Source organism: Mycolicibacterium boenickei (genome assembly GCF_010731295.1).
Classification (GTDB): domain Bacteria; phylum Actinomycetota; class Actinomycetes; order Mycobacteriales; family Mycobacteriaceae; genus Mycobacterium; species Mycobacterium boenickei.
This window is the reverse complement of the sequence record NZ_AP022579.1, coordinates 5,210,859-5,231,562: the sequence shown is the minus strand read 5'-3', so window position 1 is coordinate 5,231,562 and position 20,704 is coordinate 5,210,859. Positions and strand designations below refer to the sequence as shown.

Annotated in this window: 20 protein-coding genes; 11 read left to right on the top strand and 9 right to left on the bottom strand. The window is 66.5% G+C overall.

The window, feature by feature from the left end; genetic code table 11:
- Positions 1-14: 14 nt before the first annotated feature.
- From G6N57_RS24990 to G6N57_RS24975, 4 genes are all read right to left on the bottom strand, one after another.
- On the bottom strand, positions 15-422 hold the full coding sequence (locus G6N57_RS24990; RefSeq protein ID WP_077738940.1) for a nuclear transport factor 2 family protein: 408 nt from the start codon (positions 420-422) through the stop codon (positions 15-17).
- On the bottom strand, positions 422-1,906 hold the full coding sequence (locus G6N57_RS24985) for an aldehyde dehydrogenase family protein (protein ID WP_077738941.1): 1,485 nt from the start codon (positions 1,904-1,906) through the stop codon (positions 422-424). Before G6N57_RS24985 ends, G6N57_RS24990 begins: the two co-directional genes overlap by 1 nt.
- A 135-nt stretch (positions 1,907-2,041) precedes the next feature.
- Positions 2,042-2,599, bottom strand: a complete 558-nt coding sequence (locus G6N57_RS24980; protein WP_077738942.1) for a TetR/AcrR family transcriptional regulator — start codon at positions 2,597-2,599, stop codon at positions 2,042-2,044.
- A 43-nt stretch (positions 2,600-2,642) separates the two neighbouring features.
- Positions 2,643-3,782, bottom strand: a complete 1,140-nt coding sequence (locus G6N57_RS24975) for a phosphotransferase (RefSeq protein ID WP_077738943.1) — start codon at positions 3,780-3,782, stop codon at positions 2,643-2,645.
- Positions 3,783-3,837: 55 nt separating this feature from the next.
- On the opposite strand from G6N57_RS24975, the gene G6N57_RS24970 reads away from it, so the two are divergent.
- A complete protein-coding gene (locus G6N57_RS24970; protein WP_077738944.1) occupies positions 3,838-5,016 on the top strand; it encodes a CaiB/BaiF CoA transferase family protein in 1,179 nt (392 codons plus the stop codon).
- Here the strand turns inward: G6N57_RS24970 and G6N57_RS24965 are convergent.
- Positions 5,004-7,217 carry a glycoside hydrolase family 3 C-terminal domain-containing protein gene (locus G6N57_RS24965; RefSeq protein ID WP_234815667.1) on the bottom strand — a complete coding sequence of 738 codons (2,214 nt, stop codon included), beginning with the start codon at positions 7,215-7,217 and terminating at the stop codon, positions 5,004-5,006. The genes G6N57_RS24970 and G6N57_RS24965 overlap by 13 nt on opposite strands.
- A gap of 36 nt (positions 7,218-7,253) precedes the next feature.
- A complete protein-coding gene (locus tag G6N57_RS24960; RefSeq protein WP_077738945.1) occupies positions 7,254-7,787 on the bottom strand; it encodes a TetR/AcrR family transcriptional regulator in 534 nt (177 codons plus the stop codon).
- Between the two features lie 87 nt (positions 7,788-7,874).
- On the opposite strand from G6N57_RS24960, the gene G6N57_RS24955 reads away from it, so the two are divergent.
- Both G6N57_RS24955 and G6N57_RS24950 read left to right on the top strand, forming a co-directional pair.
- Complete coding sequence (locus G6N57_RS24955; protein WP_077741672.1) at positions 7,875-9,131, top strand: cytochrome P450; 1,257 nt, start codon at positions 7,875-7,877, stop codon at positions 9,129-9,131.
- A gap of 11 nt (positions 9,132-9,142) precedes the next feature.
- On the top strand, positions 9,143-9,334 hold the full coding sequence (locus G6N57_RS24950; RefSeq protein ID WP_077741673.1) for a ferredoxin: 192 nt from the start codon (positions 9,143-9,145) through the stop codon (positions 9,332-9,334).
- 76 nt (positions 9,335-9,410) lie between these two features.
- Here G6N57_RS24950 and G6N57_RS24945 read toward each other — a convergent pair whose 3' ends face one another.
- Entirely contained in the window at positions 9,411-10,640 is a 1,230-nt protein-coding gene (locus G6N57_RS24945; protein WP_077738946.1) for a cytochrome P450, read from the bottom strand.
- Between the two features lie 29 nt (positions 10,641-10,669).
- Between G6N57_RS24945 and G6N57_RS24940 the strand changes: the two genes are divergently transcribed.
- Both G6N57_RS24940 and G6N57_RS24935 read left to right on the top strand, forming a co-directional pair.
- Positions 10,670-11,578, top strand: a complete 909-nt coding sequence (locus G6N57_RS24940; protein WP_077738947.1) for a cyclase family protein — start codon at positions 10,670-10,672, stop codon at positions 11,576-11,578.
- Entirely contained in the window at positions 11,575-12,753 is a 1,179-nt protein-coding gene (locus tag G6N57_RS24935; RefSeq protein ID WP_077738948.1) for an alpha-hydroxy acid oxidase, read from the top strand. Before G6N57_RS24940 ends, G6N57_RS24935 begins: the two co-directional genes overlap by 4 nt.
- Positions 12,754-12,984: 231 nt before the next feature.
- Here the strand turns inward: G6N57_RS24935 and G6N57_RS24930 are convergent, their stop codons facing one another.
- Both G6N57_RS24930 and G6N57_RS24925 read right to left on the bottom strand, forming a co-directional pair.
- Positions 12,985-13,806 (bottom strand): thioesterase family protein, encoded by an 822-nt coding sequence (locus G6N57_RS24930; RefSeq protein ID WP_077738949.1) that lies wholly within the window; start codon positions 13,804-13,806, stop codon positions 12,985-12,987.
- Positions 13,807-13,815: 9 nt separating this feature from the next.
- Positions 13,816-14,679, bottom strand: a complete 864-nt coding sequence (locus G6N57_RS24925) for an SMP-30/gluconolactonase/LRE family protein (RefSeq protein WP_077738950.1) — start codon at positions 14,677-14,679, stop codon at positions 13,816-13,818.
- 75 nt (positions 14,680-14,754) lie between these two features.
- On the opposite strand from G6N57_RS24925, the gene G6N57_RS24920 reads away from it, so the two are divergent.
- From G6N57_RS24920 to G6N57_RS24895, 6 genes are read left to right on the top strand one after another with little or no spacing between them, the layout of a single operon-like run.
- Complete coding sequence (locus tag G6N57_RS24920) at positions 14,755-15,459, top strand: NIPSNAP family protein (RefSeq protein ID WP_077738951.1); 705 nt, start codon at positions 14,755-14,757, stop codon at positions 15,457-15,459.
- Positions 15,460-15,466: 7 nt separating this feature from the next.
- Entirely contained in the window at positions 15,467-16,696 is a 1,230-nt protein-coding gene (locus G6N57_RS24915; RefSeq protein WP_077738952.1) for a cytochrome P450, read from the top strand.
- Between the two features lies 1 nt (position 16,697).
- On the top strand, positions 16,698-17,666 hold the full coding sequence (locus G6N57_RS24910; protein ID WP_077738953.1) for a zinc-binding dehydrogenase: 969 nt from the start codon (positions 16,698-16,700) through the stop codon (positions 17,664-17,666).
- Positions 17,663-18,445, top strand: coding sequence for an HpcH/HpaI aldolase family protein (locus tag G6N57_RS24905; RefSeq protein WP_077738954.1), 783 nt, complete (start codon positions 17,663-17,665; stop codon positions 18,443-18,445). Before G6N57_RS24910 ends, G6N57_RS24905 begins: the two co-directional genes overlap by 4 nt.
- Before the next feature lie 35 nt (positions 18,446-18,480).
- Positions 18,481-19,185, top strand: coding sequence for an SDR family NAD(P)-dependent oxidoreductase (locus G6N57_RS24900; RefSeq protein WP_234815668.1), 705 nt, complete (start codon positions 18,481-18,483; stop codon positions 19,183-19,185).
- On the top strand, positions 19,167-20,702 hold the full coding sequence (locus G6N57_RS24895) for a flavin-containing monooxygenase (RefSeq protein ID WP_077738956.1): 1,536 nt from the start codon (positions 19,167-19,169) through the stop codon (positions 20,700-20,702). The genes G6N57_RS24900 and G6N57_RS24895 overlap by 19 nt, the downstream gene beginning before the upstream one ends.
- The last annotated feature ends 2 nt before the right edge of the window (positions 20,703-20,704 follow it).

The window sequence follows — 20,704 nt, the reverse complement described above, 5'->3', positions numbered from 1 at the left end:
CTCGGTGTTGGGGCCTAACCCGGCGGGTTGGTGAACCAGAGGTTCTCCTCGCGCAGGCTGCGGCTGCGCCAGCCGTCGGGTGTGCGCACCAGTTCGTGGTGGTAGTACCCGCCGCATGCGCTCATCTCCGCCATCCCCGGCAATTGCATCGGGTTGTAGAACATCGCCCGCACCGTCGCGGTGTCTCCATCGGTTTCCAAGATCTCGATGTTGGTGATGTAGTGCATGCTCCACGGGATCACCCCGAAATTGGCGGCGAACCAGTCGACCACCTCGTCACGTGTCCCGACGATGGCGCCCGCCGACGAGTAGTCGATCTGGGCGTCCTCGGTGAACACCGACCGGTACAGCTCCCAGTCCTTGGAGTCGACGGCCCGGGCATAGCGGTACAGCAGGGCCGAGATGTCGGAATGCTCGCTCACTACTCGGGCATTCCGATGGTCTTCGATTCGAAGTACTCCTTGAAGCCTTCTTCGCCGTTGCGCCGGCCCAGGCCACTCTGCTTGGAGCCGCCGAAGGGGCTGTTGATGCCGAAGTGGCTGCGGCTGTTGATGGTCACGTTGCCGGTCCGGATGCGTCGGGCGATGGCGAAGGCCCGGTCCACGTCCCCGGACGAAACCTCCCCGGACAGACCGTAAATGGAGTTGTTGGCGATGGCGACCGCTTGGTCGTCGGAGTCGTACGGAGTGACCGTCAGCACGGGGCCGAAGATCTCCTCCTGCGCGACCTGCGAATCGGGGTCGACGTCGGCGAGCAGGGTGGGCTGGGTGAAGTAACCCGTGGGCAGGTTCTCCGGAACACCGCCGCCGGTGATCAGCCGGGCGCCCGAATCGATGCCGGATTTGATGAGCCCGAGCACCTTTTCGCGCTGGGTGGCGCTGATCTGCGGGCCCTGCATGATGCCCGGAGTCCACGGATCCCCGACCGGGAAGTTCTCCATCGCGCCCTTGAGGAGCTCGATGCCCTCGTCGTAACGGCTGCGGGGGAGCAGGATGCGGCTGGGCAGGATGCAGGACTGCCCGCTCATGACACATGCCATCATCGCCGCGATGGGCAGCGCCGAGTTGAAGTCGGCATCGTCGAGCACGATGTGGGCGGACTTGCCGCCCAATTCGAGCATGGTCTTCTTGACCGTGGACGCGCCTGCGGCCAAGATGGCGCGACCCGTCGCGGTCGACCCGGTGAAGGTGATCATGTCGACGCGCGGATCGGCCGACAGCGCGGCACCGACCTCATTGGCGTTCGACACCACGACGTTGAACACGCCGGCCGGGATGTCGGTGTGTTCGGCGACGATGCGGCCCAGCTCGGTGCCCGACCACGGGGTCAGCTGCGCGGGCTTGAGCACCACGGTGTTGCCGGCCATCAGCGCCGGCACCGTCTCGGCGATGTTGAGGTAGAACGGCACGTTCCACGGGGTGATCGCGCCGACGACACCGACCGGCTCATAGGCGATCTTGCGTCGCGCCGGGCCCAGCTGGGTCTGGTGTACGCCGTTGTCGACGACGTAGTCGAAATTCTTCCCGTGCTCGGCCCAGTGCTTGACCTCGCCGATCGGGTCCTCGATCTGTGAGCCCGTGACGGTCACCGGGCAGCCGACCTCGGTGACCAGGATGCGGCGCAGCCGCTCCTTCTCGGCCTCCAGAGCGTCGTGCAGCTGCATCAGGCAGTGGTAGCGGAAGTCGACGTCGCGGCTCCAGTCGGTTTCGTCGAAGGCGCGTCGGGCCGCGCCGACGGCACGCTCGACATCGGCCACCGTGCCGTCGGTCGCCTGGCCGGCCACCTGCTCGCTGGCGGGGTGAACCACGTCGAATTTCGCACCGCTGCCGGTGTATTGGAGTTCGCCGTCGATCAGCATCCGCTCGTCACCGGCGAGCACGCCGGTGTCGCTCTGCACCTGAGTCATACGAGACAGCTTTACAAAAATTGCGTGTCGTGTCACCCCTTTGAAGAAAGGATTGACCGATCGATAAGTCTCTGCGATCGTAGAGACTTGGTGACGAGGTGACGGGAGGTGTGGACGGCGAAATTCAGCGGCGGGTCAGTTGGCGTCGGGTTGTTTGATACCGACGGCGTGGCGCAGCTGTGCCAGGAACTGATCCCCGTCATCGCTGCGCACGATGTAGTGCGATACCGCGACCCGGATCGCGGTGGCAGCCTTGACTGGGGCGTTGGCACCCGACAGGAGCTTGAGCAGCCGGGCCCGCATCAGCGGGATCACGTTGGCCAGCTGGGCGATCACGACCTCGGGCTCGATGTCGACCAGCCGGACCCCGGAATATGACTGCTGATATTGCACGATGAAACGCAGTGCGGCGTCGAGCTTCTCGGTGCCCCGTAGGCCGACGGTGGCGCGGCTGATGCCTTGGTCGAACATCTCGCGCTCGTAGGTGCCGAACGCGTCGAGCAACTCCTGTTTGTCGGCGAACCAGCGGTACAGCGTGGGCCGGGATACCCCGGCCTGCAGTGCCACCTCGGAGAGGCTCAGCTTGGTCTGGCCGCTGCGGGCCAGCACCTCGGCTGTCGCGACCAGGATTCGGTGCCGCGTCGAGGTGTCTTCGACTGATGCTTCCCGCTGCGCGGGTATGGGTTCATTCACGTCCAGGCCTTGGTTGATCGTGGTTCACCAAATGGTAGGACCATCACAGCAACTTCTTGAGTATTGCCACAGCCTCCAGGTCGGCCAAAGCCGCCACACCCCGTCTCGCGCCTTCGAGTGCGATGCCTTCGTCCTGCATACCGCCCAGCCCGGCGGTGATGACGGGTGCGGCATACGCATAGATCGCGCCGAGGCGATAGCGCTCCCACAACTCGTCGTGGTCGAGGGCCGGCCCACCGGCGGCGGCCAGTGCACGCCGGTATTCGTCGAGCAGATCACGCTCGGCGGACTGCCGGTCGGCCGTGGTCATACAGGTGACCAGGGTATATGCCAGCTCGCGGCCCGGATGGCCGCGCCGCACGGCCTGCCAGTCGAGCAGGCCCGCCTCGCCGTTGCGAAAGAACAGATTCCCCGGATGCGCATCACCGTGCATCACGGTGTGCGGCGGGCGGTCCAGCAGCTGCGCCGCTGCGCGGTAGTTCTCGTCGATGAATCGGCCGTCGGCCACCGGGATGTCGGTGTTCTCGGCGAGCCGTTTGGTCGACAGCTTGAGCAGGGAACCGGTCATCAACGACGTGTGGTCGCCCGACGCCGAGTACAGCCAGCCGAGCGGCCCGCTGCCGCTGCGGCCCGGCAGCTCGCCCCAGAATGCCGCGTGTACCCGGGCCAGCAGCTCGACCGTCATGGCCGCCCGGTCCTTGTCCAGCGGGTGCAGGGTGTCGGGGAATTCGCAGGGGCTCAGTGCGAGGTCCTCCAACACCAGCACGTAGCGCCCGGTGAGAGCGTCGAAAGCCGCGCCGAAGGCGCGGGGAACCCCGGAAAGGCCTGCGGCCAGTTGTTGGTAGAAACGGACCTCGGTGTGGCCCAGCCGGCCCAACTCGCCCATCATCCGGGTGGCGGCCGTCTCGGCGGGCATCTTGACGAAGACCGATTCCGGTACGTCGGCGCCCGAGAGCGCCAGCCGCGCGCGGGACGACGTGCCCGCGTCGCCGCCGACCACCGACGCCGACTCGACCTCGCGCCCGATCAGCCCGGACAGATAGGCCGCGTCGAGGTCGCCGATGCGACGGGGTATTGCGCGCAGACGCCCGATGACCGCATCCGTTGCGATACGTTGCACGCCGTGGCCGATGTGTGCGGCCAGACCGGCGAAAGGGACGAGGCGGCGGGCCGGTGTGAGCATTCGGCAAGTTTACAATTTGTTCCAAAATTGTAAAGCTGTTTCGGAAAGGAGCGGCATGGCGGGTCCGTTGGAGGGGTTTCGGGTCATCGAGTTGGGTGTTTGGGTTGCCGCGCCGGCGGCCGGAGCGCTCCTGGCCGACTGGGGAGCCGATGTGGTCAAGATCGAGCCGCCGTCGGGGGATCCGGCGAGAACATTCGGCCGGATGCTCGGCCTGGATCCAGACCTGGGCGTGGCAGCCAACCCACCGTTCGAGATGGACAACCGGTCCAAACGCAGCATCGTGCTCGACCTCGGTACCGCCGAGGGCCGGGCAGTCGCGATCGAATTGCTCTCCACCGCAGATGTTTTCCTGACGAATGTGCGGCCTGCTGCGTTGCGGCGACTGGAACTGGACTTCGAGACCGTGGCCGCACGCAATCCGCGCCTGGTGTACGGGTTGATCACCGGGTACGGATTGACCGGACCGGAGGCGGACCGCGCGGCCTACGACGTCGCCGCGTTCTGGGCCCGAGCCGGGCTGGCCGATCTGCTCACCCGACCCGGAGATACCCCGCCGTTCCAGCGCGGCGGGATGGGGGACCACTCGGCGGGGATGACGCTGGCGGCGGCGGTGTGCGCCGCGTTGCTGGCCAGAAACCGCACGGGGACAGGACAGTTGGTCAGCACCTCGCTTTACCGCCAGGGCGCCTATACCGTCAGTTTCGATCTCAATACCGCGCTGATGAGCGGTGAGCAGATCGCGATCGGTCAGCGTGAGGCGATGGCCAACCCGTGCATGAACAACTACACGACCGGTGACGGGAAGCGGTTCTGGATCGTCGGACTGCAGGGGGACCGGCACTGGCCCGCACTGTGCCGGGTGGTGGACCGCGACGACTGGCTGACCGACCCGCGTTTCGCCACTGCGCGTGATCGGTACATCAATGCCCGTGAGCTGATCTCCGAGCTCGATGCCATCTTCGCCGGTCACCCGATGCAGCACTGGGTTCCGTTGTTCGACGAGGAACCCGACTTCTTCTGGTCGCCGATCAACAGCCTCGACGATGTGATCGCCGACGAGCAGTTCCACGCCGCGGGCGGCATTGTCGAAGTGCCCGATGGGATTTCGACGGTGCCGATGGTGGCCAGTCCGGCGGATTTCTCTGCCACCCCGTGGCAGCCGCGCATGGTCGCCCCGGCGCTCGGCGCGCACACCGATGAGATCCTGGCCGAGCTGCGCGGTCAGGATCGCTGAGCGTTGATGCTCGAGAGCAGTTCATCGAGCTGCTCTCGGGTGACCTTGCCCGCCGAGAAGGCAGTCATCCGTCCGATCGGTACCGATTCCAGCATCCGCAACAGAATGGTGCCCAGTGCGGAATCTGCTGTGCCGAACGGGGAAGCGCTACTCAGCACCGTCAGGATCGTCTGCGATGCCACCGGGTCGGCCATGAGCTCGCCGAGAGTCGAATCGCGGGTGAACGGTTGCGTCGGCTCGTCGCCGGCAACCACTACCGCCGTCGACAATCGCAGGTCGCGGCTCGACGCGCCGACCGACACCTCGTACTCGCCAGGCTCGACGACCCAGCGCCCGGAATCCGTGCTCCAATACGCGAGATCGGTTTGGTCGATCGGGATTTCGACGGTCTGTCCATGGCCGGGTTCGAGCGTCACCGAAGTGAATCCGGCCAGCCAACGGACGGGTCGGCCGACGGTAGACCCGGGCAGTCCGGTGTAGACCTGCACCACCTCACGACCTGACCGGGCGCCGGTGTTGGTCACCTTCACCCGCACGGACAGCCCCGCGTCGACGGCGGTGACCGCCAGGTCGGAGTATTCGAACCGGGTGTAGGACAGGCCGTGTCCGAACGGGAACGCCACCGGCAGGTCCCGCGTGTCGTACCAGCGGTAGCCGACGAACATCCGCTCGCCGTACCCGGTGTGTCCCGATTCGGACGGAAAGTTGAGGTAGGCCGGGGAGTCCTGCAGCCGCAGCGGCACCGTCTCGGCCAGCCGGCCCGACGGATTGACGACGCCGAAGAGCACATCGGCCAGAGCGCCGCCCCCGGCCTGCCCGAGCAGGGCGCCGTCGACCACGGCGGGGGCCAGCCCGGCGACGGCGTCGAGACGCACCACGCCGCCGTGGGACAACACCACCACGGTGCGGGGCTGGGCCTGCACCACCGCACGCAGCAGATCGAGTTGGGCTGCGGGCAGGTCGATGTGCTCGCGGTCGTAGCCCTCGGACTCCTCTTCGGCGGTGAGACCGAGGAATACGATTGCGGCTTCGGCGGATTCGGCGGCGGCCACCGCAGCCGCGACATCGGTTCCCGGCGAGTAGCGGACCGGGTGATCACCGGCGAGTTCGCGGATCTTGTCCAGCGGAATGTCGACACGCGTCGGGTTCACATGGGAACTGCCGCCACCCTGGTATCGGGGCTCCTGGGCGAACCCACCGATGACGGCCAGCGCCGACGGTGTCAGCGGCAGCATATCGCCGTCATTCTTCAACAGGACGATCGCGCGGCGTGCCGCTTCCCGGGCCAGATCGTGATGGGTATCGATATCGAATGAGGCAGCGGTGGAACCGGTTTGGGTAACGCGCTGGGTCAGTTGGGCCACCCGTCCGGCGGCCCGTGCGACGGCGGCTGCGCCCAGTGTGCCCTCGCCCACCGCGCGGACTACTTCGGTGTCGGAGATTCCGCCGGTCGCCGGCATTTCCAGGTCCAGGCCCGCGGCCACCGCGGCGACGCGGTCTGCCACCGCACCCCAGTCGCTGACCACCACACCGTCGAAACCCCATTCGTCGCGCAGCACCGTGGTCAGCAGCCAAGCGTTCTCCGAGGCATAGACCCCGTTGATCCGGTTGTAGGAACACATCACCGTCCAGGGCCGGCTCTGGCGCACCACGATCTCGAACGTCCGCAGATAGATCTCACGCAGGGTGCGGGCGTCGACGTCGGAACTGGCCCGCATCCGGTCGTGCTCGGCGTTGTTCACCGCGAAATGCTTGAGCGATGCGCCGACACCGCGGCTCTGCACCCCACGCACCCACGCCGCGCCCAGCGTCCCGGACAGCAGCGGATCTTCCGAGTAGTACTCGAAGTTGCGCCCGCACCGCGGATCACGCTTGATGTTGACCCCCGGGCCCAGCAGCACATGCACGCCGAGGGCACGGCTTTCATCACCGAGGGCCTGGCCGACGCGCTCCACCAACTCGGGATCCCAGGTCTGGCTGAGTCCGACCGCCGGGGGAAAACAGGTCGCCGGTTCGCTGCCCGAGAGGCCCAGATGATCTGTGGCGCTACCGGATTGCCTGCGCACCCCGTGCGGGCCGTCGGTCAGCACGATCGCCGGCACGGACCCGATCGCCTTGGTGGTCCAGAAGCTCGCGCCGCTGCCCAGCGCGGCCTGTTCTGCCAGGTCAAGCCCGGCGAGGAGATCAGCTGAGTCGGTCACCGAGCCCAGGGTAGCGCCGGGCGCGTCAACCCCAGGTCAGTGGTGTTTCACCCGAGCGGCATGGCGCAGCTGCGCGAGGAAGTCGTCGGCGTCGTCGCTGCGCACCAGGTAGTGGCAGACGGCCACCCGCACCGCGGTGGCCGCGGCGATGTCGGCATCCGGCCCGGTGGTCAGGCGTTGCAGGCGGTCCCGCATTTGCGGGATCACCTGAGCGAGCCGCTTGATGACGTGCTCGGGTTCGATGTCGACCATGCGCAGTCCCGGGTAGGACTGCTGGTACTCGACCACCGTCCGCAGCGCGGCATCCAGGTGTTCGTCGTCGGGCAGGTCGGCGGAGGCCTGGGCCACGGCCTGTTCGTAGTACTTGCGCTCCCACACCACGAATGCATCGAGCAGTTCCTGCTTGGAAGCGAACCAGCGGTAGAGCGTGGGGCGGGAAACACCGGCCTGCGAAGCCACCTCGGACAGGCTGAGCTTGGTCATGCCGTTGGCGCCGAGCACCTCCGCGGTGGCGGCCAGGATCCGTCCTCGGGTACTGCCGTCGTCATCTGTGGACGCGATTTCCGCCATGCCCACAGCTTTACAAACTATCGACGAACTGTCACGCTAATTCGTGGCGCGACACCGTTGTCGGACGCCCGTGCAGGAGGGAACACCGTGACAGTTGCCAGCTCACCGCAGGCACGCGAATACAGCCCATTCGACATCACGTCGCACGATTTCTGGAGCCGGCCGTTCGCCGAGCGTGACGAGACGTTCGCGCAGCTGCGCGCGGGTGAAGGCTTGAGTTGGCATGAGCCGCTGTCGACACTGTTCGACGTGGAGGAGCCCGGCTTCTGGGCGATTACCCGCCGCGCCGACATCCAGTTCGTCAGCCAGAATCCCGAGCTGTTCACCTCGACCAAGGGTGTTGCGCTCGATCCGATGCCTGCCGACGTGCAGAAGTTCGCCACCTTCTTCCTGATGATGGATCCGCCCGAGCACACCACCTATCGGCGCCTGATCAGCTCGGCGTTCACCCCGCGCAATGTGCGCAAGATCGAAGAGCAGATTCACCGCAACGCCGTCGCTGTCGTCGACGACCTGATCGGTGCCGGAGACGTCGACTTCGTCGAAGCCTGCTCGGCGCAGCTGCCCATGCGCACCATCTCCGACATGCTCGGTGTGCCCACTGCCGATCAACCGGCCCTGGCCAAGGCCGCCGAGAAGTTGTTCAGCATGAGCGATGACGAGTACTCGTCGCTCGAGGAACGCGCCATGGCCACCATCAACGAGATCATGCTGATCTCGAACACCGGGGTGGAGCTGGCCAAGTTCCGGCGGGCCAATCCCGGCGACGACCTGATGACCAGCATCGTCAACGCCGAGGTGGACGGCCATCGGCTGACCGATGAGGAGATCGGGGCATTCCTGATCCTGCTGGCCTCCGCGGGCAACGACACCACCAAGCAGACCACCACCCACGCGATGATGGCGCTGGCCGCCAACCCGGACCAAAAGGATTGGCTGCTGGAGGATTTCGACAACCGGATCGGCCTGGCCACCGAGGAATTCGTGCGGTGGGCCACGCCGGTGATCCAGTTCGCCCGGCACGCCACCGAGGATGTCGAGTTGGCCGGTCAGCAGATCAGGGCCGGGGACAAGGTCGGGCTGTTCTACTGCTCGGGCAACCGGGACGAGTCGGTGTTCGCCGACCCGCAGCGTTTCGACCTGAGCCGTTCGCCCAACCCGCAAATTGGGTTCGGTGGTGGCGGTCCGCACTTCTGCCTGGGCAACCAGCTGGCCAAGACCGAGCTGCGACATTTGTTCCGCGAGTTGCTGACCCGGCTGAAGACCGTCGAATTCGGCGAGCCCGAACTGCTGTACAGCAGTTTCGTCCACGGCATCAAGCGCGTGCCCGCGCACCTCGCGTAGGTCTCGTGAAGATGCGTGTCGAAGTCGATCTGGGCAAGTGCACCGGGCACGGTATCTGCGAGTCGATCGCCGAGGACGTGTTCGAGGTTTCCGACGAGGGCTGGGTGCGCATCCACGGCGACGATCACCCGGAGAGCGACCGGGAACGGTTGCGGCAGGCCGTGACTCAATGCCCGGCTTCCGCATTGCGGATGTTGGGCTGATTCCCGTCGAGCGGCCAGTTATGCCACGCAATTTCGCAGAACGTGTGTCACAACTGGCCATTGAGCGGCCGAGGCGTCAGGCCGCCGCCACCAGCACCCGGCCCGGACCGCGCACCGTGTAGTTGGTGCCGTAGTCCAGCGGGGCCGCCAGTTGCCAGTCACCCACGGTGTCGATCAGCTCCTCGAGGAAGATCTGCGCCTCCAGACGGGCCAGGTTCATCCCGAGGCAGCTGTGCAGGCCGAACGCGAACCCCAGATGCGACAGCTTGCGGCGGGTGACATCGAAGTCGTCGGGGCGGTCCCAGCGTCGCGGGTCTCGGTTCGCCGCTCCCAGCAACAGGGTGATCCGCTCACCGTCGGCCACGGCGACGTCACCGACCGTCACACCGTCGCCGACGACATCGCGGAAGATCGAGTGTGACACGGTTTCCAAGCGGTGCACCTCTTCCACCGCGTCGAGGGCCAAGTTGCGATCTGACTGCAGGATTCGGCGTTGCTCCGGATGGTTGGCCAGTGTCGCGACGATCTGGGCGAGCAGCTTGGCGGTGGTCTCGTTGCCGGCGAACACCAACTGGGTGTTGCTCGCGACGATCTCCTGTTCGGTCATGTGCTCACACGCATATTGGTGGCCGACCATCGTCCCGATCAGGTCCCAACTGCCCTCGGCCGGGCAGCCCCGGACCGGCAACTGCTCACGAATGTAGGAATTCAATTGGGCCGTAGCGTGTCTCCCGGCCGCGATCAACTCGGCACCGTGCGCGCCCGGCATGCTGTAACCCTCCGCAGACGCGCCCATCGCGTCGCTCCACGAGGTGAACTGGTCGACCATCTCCGGCTCCACCCCGAGCATGTGCGCGATCACCTCCGTTGGGATGCCCCGGGTGAGCTCCGAGACGATCTCGACGGTTTCCCCGTCCCGCAGCCTCGCGTCGACCGGCTCCAACCGGGCCCGCACGATGTCGGTGATCACCGGACGTAGCCGCGCCAATGTCCTCGGACGGAAATCGCCCGACCAGATCGATCGGATCTGGTCGTGGTGCGGGCCGTCGTAGAACTCCATCGTCGGGCCGCCGAACACCGCCGCGTGCTCGACCTGGCCGCGTTCCGACCCGAACCGTGAAGGTGCGCTGAGGATCTGCTTGACCAGATCGAAGTCGCCGACCATCCAGCGGTTGATCCGCTCGTTGAACACCACTCCGCCCAAGGCGCGGATCTCGCGGTAGCGCGCCCATGGATCGGCGACGAAAGCAGGGTCGGTGGTGTCGAACGACAACAACGGAAAATGGGCGGCGGACATAGCTGTCATGTTGACAATAATGTGCAATTCTGTAAAGCGTGGATTTCAAGGATCTCGGCCGTGAACTGTCGAACTGGGGCAAATGGGGACCCGATGACCAGATCGGCACCCTCAACCTCGTGCAGCCGTATCATGTTGCGGCGGCGGCCCGCGAGGTTCGTTCCGGCAAGGTATTTCAGTTGAGCATCCCGGTGGGCAAGGACGGGCCGCAGAGCGGTGTCGGCGGGAGGAACAACCCAGTGCACCTGATGTCGATGCAACACAGCGACTTTGATCCGCACGGTCTGCAGGTCGCCGACGACTGGATCATCATGCCGCTGCAATCCGGCACCCAGTGGGATGCGCTGTCGCACGTCGGCTACGACGGCAAGCTCTACAACGGGCACTCCGCCGAGCAGGTCGGTACTCGCGCCGGAGCCCGGCAACTGGCGGTGGATGCCTTCACCGACAAGATCGCCGGGCGCGGGGTACTGCTCGACATCGCCCGGTTGCACGGCGTGGACTGGCTCGAAGGCGGCACCGCGATCACCCCGGCCGATCTCGAGGCTGCCGAAGCGGCGCAGGGCGTGACCGTCGGCGAGGCCGACTTCCTGCTCGTGCGTACCGGCTGGCGGGGCCGGCTGCTGGCGCAGGGCCGTGACGGCTGGATGTCCACCGAGCCGGGCCTGAGCATCCACTGTGCCCGCTGGTTGTATTCGCGTTCGGTGGCGGCGGTGGGCAGCGACAACTGGGCCATCGAGGTGATCCCCAGTGAGACGGGCGAGACGCTGCCGCTGCACTGCATCCTGATCCGTGACATGGGGATGCCGCTGGCCGAGATCCTCGACCTGGACGCGCTGGCCGCCGACTGCGCGGACGACGGTGTGTGGAGCTTCCTGTTCGTGGCGCCGCCGCTGCACATCAGCAATGCCGTCGGTTCGCCGGTCACGCCCATCGCCATCAAATGAGCCCGGCCTTCTCGTACCGGCTGCGTACCCCGGTGCCACTGGTCAGCATCGAGGACTACCGGCGGGCCGCCCGCCGGGCCCTGCCCGAGATGGTGTGGGCCTATCTGGACGGCGGCGCCGATGACGAGCGCACGCTGCACGCGAACCGCACGGCGTTTGCGAATTGGTCTCTACGCCAACGGGTTCTGTCCGGACACTCCGGCGCTGACCTGGGTGTGACGATCGACGGGCAGCGATTCGACCTGCCGGTGCTGCTGGCCCCCACCGGGCTCACCGGTCTGGCGCACTGGTCGGGTGAGCTGGCTGCGGCGCAGGCCGCCGAGCGGGCCGGGACCCGGCTGACACTGTCGACGGCGTCGTCGTACTCGATCGAGGAGGTGGCCGCGGGAACCTCGGCCGATCATTGGTTCCAGCTGTATCCCTGGGGCGACGGCCCGTTCTCGGATTCCATGCTCAGCCGGGCCCGCGGCGCCGGATATCGCACCCTGGTGGTGACCGTCGACGTTCCGGTGCAGGGCAACCGGACGGGGGAGCGGCGCACCGGCATGGGGCACCCGCCCATCCTCACGCCGCGCCGCATCGCCGACGCCGCGATCCGGCCGGCCTGGTGGTACGGGTTGCTGCGATACCAGCGCATGACGATGCGCAGCCTCACCCACACCGCGGGCGCCAAGGGTGCGGTGGAATCCGTCGGCATCCAGAACCGGCGGATCCGGCCCGACCTGAGCTGGCGTGACGTGGTCGCGCTGCGTGAGCGCTGGGACGGCCCGTTCGTGGTCAAGGGTGTGTTGGAGCCCGACGACGCGGTGCGTGCGGTCGATGAGGTGGGCGCCACCGGGGTGGTGGTGTCCAATCACGGTGGGCGCCAACTCAACGGAGCGGTCGCCTCGATCGATGCGTTGCCCGACATCGCCGACGCCGTTGGTGACCGCGCCACCGTGCTGCTCGACAGCGGCGTGCGGTGTGGCACCGACGTGGTCACCGCGCTGGCCCTCGGCGCCGACGCGGTGATGATCGGCCGGCCGTACATCTACGGGCTGGCCGCGGCCGGTGGCGCCGGGGTCGCCGCGGTGCTCGACATCCTCGCCGCCGAGATGCGCTCGACGCTGACCTTGATGGGCGTGTCGAGGGTGGCCGACCTGACCGCTTCACACGTCCGAAACACCCTGAAGTGACTTAAATCTCGGATTTCTGCTTGATACTGACTGCAATCCGAGGTGTTGATGACTACGCCGGCACCGGAGATCACCGTCGACGCTGTCGGCAGGATCGACAATGCCGCGAAGGTGATCGCGGGGTTGCATCAGGGGAGAAGCGGCTGGTGTTCGTCGTCGAGCTGTACGTCGAACGTGAGCTGGTTGTCGATTTTCCGTGGATTCTCGACAACAAGCTCACGTTTCGTGGACCTAAGAACGCTTGGGTGGGCGCGGGCGCACCAGCACCGACTGCTGGATCGCCCCCACCGCGCCGGTCTGGTCGAACAGTGTGCCCACCGTGGCGCCGATGCCGTCGGGTCCGTAGTTGGTGTCGGCGCGGATGCCGATCCACTCACCGTCGGGCACCCGGTGGATGTGCACCACCAGATCGGTGTTGAGGAACGTCCACTTGCGGATGTCGATTTTGGAGCCGATGCCGTTGGCGTCGTCGGCCACCGCGAACAACCGCTGCAACGGCGTCATCGGTTCACCCTTGACCACGTCGACCGTCGGCTTGAGCCACGACTCGCCCGGGCCGGGCGCCTGCGGCACCGTAAGCCAGCGCCAATCCACGCTGTGCACGTAGTTGGGCGCCCAGTTCTTGGCCATGTCACGGCTGCGAGCCTGCTCGAGTGGAGGTAGCGGCTCGACGCCGGTATGCGCTACCGCGGTGGTGTCCAGTTGCAACATTCGCCAGCCGCTGGCACGCGCCACCACCCGGGGCTCACCATCGGGCCCGAGAGCCAGCATTTCGGCGCTGACCAGCTCGATCTGTTTGCCGGGCCGTTCCAATTGCGCGCGCACCCACAGGTCGCCTTCGGAGGGAACTCCGCCCATCAGATCGATGGCCACCCGGCTCAGCCGGGTGTCGGCGCGGTGCTCGCAGCGTTCCAATGCCCGCACTAGCAATGCCGACACCGGCGCGCCATGCTGGATCGCCGCCGACCAGGTACCCCGGGCCATATCGGTCGCACGGAACTTCTCCCCGATCGCGTCGTTCTCGTCGATCAGTTCGTAGTAAGAGTCAGACATGTCTACCCGTCAGTGGTGGTGATGGTGGCCGGCGTCATGATCGCCCGGTGCGGGAGTTTCGACCATCAGCGCGTCGACCCGCGACAGCTTGGTGCCGACGAGCCGTTCTGGATAGGCGTCGGTGGTGGTGACCATGAACAGGGTGCGTCCCTCGACACCGCCAAGGGCGCACGCGATCGCGGTGCGCCCGTCGGCGTCGATGCGATCGGTGACCGAGCCGTCCGGGCCGAAACGCTGAAACTCCTGCGCCAACGTCAATGCCGCCCACACCCCGCCCTCGGCGTCGATCGCGAGGCCGTCCGGCGGGCCGTCGAGCCCCTCGGCGAACACCCGCCGGTCGCCGAGGCCGCCGTCGGCACCGATCGTGAAAGCGCTGAGCCGTCGCGCGGTGGACTCCGCGACGATCAGGGTGGTGCCGTCCGGGGCGATCACCATGCCGTTGGGGAAGTCGAGCTGATCGGCGACGATCGTCGTGGTGCTGTCCGGGTCGACGCGCACGATCACCCCGCCGGCACGGGCCTGGGAGCCGACGTAGGCCCGGCCGTGCTCGTCGACCACCATGTCACCGAGCGCCGCGGGGACCAGGTCGCTGAGATCGACCAGCAGTTCGACGGTGTCGCCGTCGTAGCGCAGTACCTGCCGGCGCTGGGTGGACACGATCAGCAGGGTGCCGTCAGGCCGAAATCCCAATCCGGACGGGGAATGACCGGGGACGGGCAGAGTGGTCATGGCGCCCGACAGCGTGACCGTGTGGACGGCTTCGCCCAGCATGTCGGAAAACCACAGCAGACCTTCGAACCACCGCGGTCCCTCGCCGAAACAGAACCCATGCGCCAGTTCGGTTGTCCCGGTCTGGTCGGTTCCTGCAGTCATCTCCACGCACCTTTACAAAACACGCTCCAAGTGTCACGCTCCCATGGTGCCACTGTCAACTATCGGAGCGTCGTGATGAAGAAGTTCTACGGCCACACGCTGCTGTATTTGCACGAGACGATTGACCTGGGGTCAGGTCGGACCGACCAGTTCACCGGCCCCTTCGGGGAGATCTACCAGCCGATGATGGAGGACCTCGGCGCCCGGCTGTTCGCGATCTGGGAGACCACGCCCTACAACGGGCACTGGCCGCAGGTGACGATCATCTGGGAGATCGACGCATTCGCCGACTACGCCCGAATCGGCAAGGCGCGGGCGGTCGGCGGCAGTCACGAGAAGCCGGCACTGCAGTGGGCGGCATACCTGTCCGAGCTGGGGGCTCGCGGCGAGGGTCGAATCATGTACGCCGGCAAGTACAACCGGACACTGGCGCAGCTCCGAGAAGCGAACTTCGGTGCCGGCCTGGTGATTCAGGAGATCATGGAGACCAAGCCGGGGCGCCAGGACGACTACATCCGGGAACTCGAGCGGTTGTATGTGCCGTGGTCGGAAAGCACCGGCAAACGCTGGCTGGGGTCGTTCATCACCACCTTCCGGTTCAACGAGGTGATCCACTACTGGGCGCTCGACGACGACTGGGACTGCTTCGAGAACCATTACCCGTCGTGGAAGGGCAACCCGCCCGCGGAGATCGTCACCTGGATGAGCGTGGCCCCCGCGCTGCGCGACGGCTGGGAGGATTCGGTCCTCGCGGCCCTGCCGCCCTCGCCGCTGAAGTAGGTCTGTCATGAATCACCCTGTACTGCAGGATTTCACCTACGATCCGTTCGATCCGGCTGTGATGGCGAACCCGTTGCCTTACTATCGGATCTTGCGCGACGAGTACCCGGTCTACTACATCGACAAGTGGGACACGTATGCCCTGTCCCGGTTCGACGACATCTGGAACATGCTCGGAGTCAACGACGGAACCTTCGTCGCCTCCGAGGGGACGCTGCCTGCCGCCAACGTACTGGCGCACCGCAACAACGGTCCGGTGCCCGATCCGCCGATGCATCCCATGCCCTTCCACGCCAATTTCGATTCCCCGCTGTACGAGAACGTCCGGCGGTGCACGTCGGCGCAGTTCCGGCCGCGCTCGGCGGCCAAACTGGCCGACCGGATCCGGACCTTGGTCAACGAGCGGCTCGACGAGTTGCTGCCGCGCGGGGCGTTCGACCTGACGCAGGATTACGGCGGCATCGTGGCCGCCGCCATGGTCTGCGAATTCGTCGGATTACCGGCCGATCTGGCGCCAGAGGTACTGGCCACCGTCAACGCGGGCAGCCTCGCGCAACCGGGCGAAGGGGTCGAGGTCGGCAACGCCCGCCCCGGCTACCTGTCGTACCTCACCCCGATCATCGAGCGGCGGCGTGCAGAAGGCCACGACGGTAGCGTCCCGATCGCCGACGCCCTTATCGATTTCCGCCTACCCGACGGGTCGGCCTTCGGGGACATGGAAGCCGCCGTGCAGATGCTGGGCGTGTTCATCGGCGGCACCGAAACGGTGCCGAAGATCACCGCGACCGGGCTGTGGCAGCTGCTGCGGCACCCGGACCAATTGGCCGCGGTCCGCGCCGATCTCGACAGCAACGTGCCGATCGCGCGCGAGGAGATCATCCGGCACAGCGCCCCGGCGCAGTGGTTCGCCCGAACCGTACGGCGGCCGTACACCGTTCACGGCACGACCATCAATCCCGGGCAACGCATCATCACGCTGCTGGCCTCCGCGGCCCGGGACGAGAGGGAGTACGAGAACCCGGACGACTTTGTGTGGGACCGGCGTATCGAACGGCTGTTGTCGTTCGGGCATGGACAGCATTTCTGTCTGGGAGTGCACGTGGCCCGCTTGGAGATCACCATCATGATCCAGGAATTCCTCAAGCGCGTGCCCGAGTACCACATCGACGAGGCCGCGGCGTCCCGCCCGCCGTCCAGCTTCCAGTGGGGCTGGAACAACATTCCCGTGGAGGTGTGACGTGTGGTCATATCGGCTCGTCGCTCCGTACACTTTTGAGCGGCAAGAGGTTTCAGAACCTTCGCCGGAATCGTTGGCCGACGGCCAGGTGTTGCTCGACTTCCTGGCCGCCGGTATCTGCGGTAGCGACCTGCCCGGATTCCGGGGTACCCAGGGCAAATTGCCGGGGGACACCGGATGCTGTGCGGCGGAGATGAACGGCTTCCCGATCCACGAGGTTGTGGGCGAGGTACTGGCCAGCCGCCATCCGGATCACCGGCCGGGGGAGCGGGTGGTGGGTTGGGCGTCGGGTTTCGACGGTCTCATGGGCCGGGTGATCGCCGATGGATCCGGGCTGGTGCCCTATGACCCCGCGCTGACCCCTGAACTGGCGGTCGGCCTGCAACCACTGGCATGTGTCCTGTACGCCGTCGAGCAACTGCCGGACCTGAACGGTCGCCACGTGGCTGTCATCGGTCAGGGCTCGATCGGGTTGCTGTTCTCCTATGTGGCAAAGGCTTTCGGCGCCAAATGGGTGACCGGAATAGACCCGGTGGACCGGTCTTCGGTGAGCGCCCGTTTCGGAGTCGACCACGCGGTCCGGGCCACGAGCGACCGCTGGGTCAGGCACCTGGGGTCGGACGGTAAGCCTGATGTCGTCATCGAGGCCGTCGGGCATCAGGTCGCCACACTCAACCACGCGTTGGAGGCCGCGGCCTTCGGCGGCACGGTGTTCTACTTCGGTGTACCTGATGACGACAGCTACCCGATCAGCATGCGCACCATGCTGCGGAACAACCTCACCCTGAAATCCGGTGTCACGCTGGAGCGTCAGCGTGTGCTGCGCCGGGCCGACGAGTTCGCCCGAGAACATCCCGAGCTGTTGCCCGGCTATGTGACCCATACCTTCGCGCCGGATGACGTGCAGGCGGCGTTCGAGCTGGCCTGCCGCCCGGTGCCCGAGCGCGTGAAGATTGCGATCACCCGATGACCACGAGCAGACTGCAGGACGCACTGGCCGCCAATACGCAGGTCTGGGGCGGCTGGGTGGTCGGCCCGACGATCCTCGGTCCCGAGGAGTTCGCGGCGGCCGGATACCACTACGTCGGATTCGACGTTCAGCATGGATATCTCGACGATGCCGACGTGGCGCTGCTGTTGCGTCGGCTCGAGCACGTGCCGATCGCCACTGCGGTGCGGCTGCCCTCGGCGGACCCCGCACCGATCGGTAGGGTGCTCGATGCAGGCGCGGACGCGGTGATCATCGCCATGGTGGAATCTGCCGCGCAGGCTGCCGCCGCAGTCGCGGCCACGCGGTACGCACCGGCAGGCATCCGCAGTTTCGGGCCGCTGCGGGCCGGCCTGGGACACGACACCGCCGAGCTGGAGGCTCGGGTGAGCGTGTTCGCGATGATCGAGACGGCGCGTGGCCTGGCCGCTGCCGACGAGATCTGCGTGGTGCCCGGCCTCGCCGGGATCTACGTCGGCCCAGCCGATCTCGCCATCTCGATGGGATACCAGCCCTCCGACGCCTGGACTCACCCCGAGGTGCGGGCGGCCATGGTCAAGGTTCAGGCCGCTGCCCGCGCTGCGGGATTGGTGGCGGGAATCCATGCTGGCGCAGGGAAAATCGGAAAAGTAGTGTCCGACTTGGGTTTCCAGATGATCACGCTGGCGTCGGAATCTCAGGCGTTGCGCCGAGGTGCCACCGAGCACCTCAGTGAAGCAACCGGAAACGCGAGCGGCACCGAACGAGGAGGGTACAACTGAACGCAGGAGCAGAGCCGGGCAGCCGCGTCGCACTGGTGACCGGTGCCGCGCGCGGTCAGGGTGCGGCCATCGTGCGCCGGCTGGTGGCAGACGGCTACCGGGTGACTGCAGCCGATCTGTTGATCGACGAACTGGCCTCCAGTGCAGCCGAGTTCGGTGACCAGGTGCTTGCCGCACGGCTGGACGTCACCTCGGCCGAGCAATGGCAGGCCGCGGTGCGGGCAACGGTGAACCGATTCGGTGGACTCAACGCACTGGTCAACAACGCCGGTGTGCTGCACCGGGCGTCGATCGACGAGGAAACGCCGGCCGGGTTCGAAGGTTCCTGGCGGGTCAACTGTCTGGGGCCGTTCCTCGGCCTGCAGGCCGCCCTTGAACCGCTGCGTCAGGCTGAGGGCGCCGCGGTGGTGAACACCTGCAGCACCGGCGCGGTGCGCCCGTTCCCGCACCATGCGGCGTACGGATCGTCGAAATGGGCACTGCGCGGGCTCACCCAACTGGCAGCCGCCGAGCTGGGCCGTGACGGTATCCGGGTCAATGCGGTGTTCCCCGGGCCTGTCGAAACACCGATGCTCGACGAGTCGACACAGGCCCGCCTGGTCGACCGCGCCACCTTGGGCCGGTTGGGCAAGCCGACCGAGATCGCGGACGCCGTGGCGTTTCTGCTGTCGAACCAGGCCACGTTCATCACCGGCTCCGAACTCCTCGTGGACGGCGGCCAATGTCTGCAGATCGGATGACTCAGGTGTCCAGTTCGAAACTGTCAGTAGGGATCATCGGAGCCGGTCCGGGCGGCCTGGCACTCGGAATCTTCTTGAAGAAGGCAGGTTTCGACGAGTTCACCATCTTCGACCGCGAGGACGGGGTCGGTGGAACCTGGCGGATCAACACCTACCCGGGCCTGGCCTGCGACGTGAAGTCGCACCTGTACTCCTACTCCTTCGACCTCAACCCCAACTGGAGCCGGCTGTGGGCGGGGCAGCCCGAGATCCTCGAGTACTTCGAGCGGTGCGCCGAACGCTATCGGCTGGGTCCACATTTGCAGCTGAACACCGAGATCACGGCGGCGCGATGGGACGCCGCGGCCAACGACTGGGTGCTGACCACCGGGTCCGGTACGCAACATCGCTTCGACGTCGTGGTCTCTGCGATCGGCTTGTTCACCCAGCCGCTGCAACCGGATCTGGTGGCCGAGGAACCTTTCACCGGCACCCTCATGCACACCGCCAACTGGGATCACCGCGTCGATCTCGAGGGCGCGCGCGTTGCGGTCCTCGGAACGGGATCGACTGCTTCCCAAGTGGTTCCGGAAATGGCGAAGGTCGCAGGGAAGGTGTACTCGGTGCAGCGCTCGGCAACCTGGGTGCTACCGAAACCTGACCGCCCGTACACCGAGAGGGAACGCTGGCTGTTCGCCCACGTGCCGTTCGCGAAGAAGATCTACCGGACCCGGCTGTGGCTGCGCAGTGAATCCAACATCGCCGTCATCGAGAACGGCAGCGACAAGACCCAGGAGTTCAAGGCGCTCGCGCTCGACCTCCTCGAATCCACTGTGGCCGACGAGGAACTGCGGGCCCGGCTCACCCCGGACCATCCGCTGGGGTGCAAGAGGCTGGTGTTCTCGCCGGATTTCATCTCAACCCTGACCCGCCCCAACGTCGAGGTGGTGTCCAGTCCGGCGCGTGCGTTGCGGGCCCGGTCACTGGTCACCGAGGACGGCCGGGAACTCGACGTCGACGTGGTGGTGTGCGCCACCGGCTATGCCGCAGCCGATTACCTGGGGCAGATCGAGGTGACCGGTGAAGACGGGGTGTCGTTGCACGACACCTGGAGCGACGGGGCATTCGCCTACCTGGGGATGGCGGTGCCGGGCTTCCCGAACTTCTTCATGCTCTACGGACCCAACACCAATGTCGGCTCCAACAGCGTCATCTTCATCCTGGAGGCCCAGGCTCGCTACGTGGTGCGGGCTCTGAAATACCTTCGGCGCAAAGGCAAGTCCTATGTGGCGGTGCGCCCGAGCGTCATGGCCGCGTTTCTCGCCGACATCGACCGGTGGATGCAGGGCACGGTGTGGCTGACCCGGTGCAGCAGTTACTTCCGGGCACCCACCGGTCGGGTGGTCACCCAATGGCCGCGCAGTGCCCGCGCTTTCTGGTCGATGACCCGACGGTTCCGCTCCGCGGACTACACTTTCGAACCGCCCACCAAACACCCGGCCCGGGTCACCGCGGCCGCAGATCGGACGGACGGCTGAGC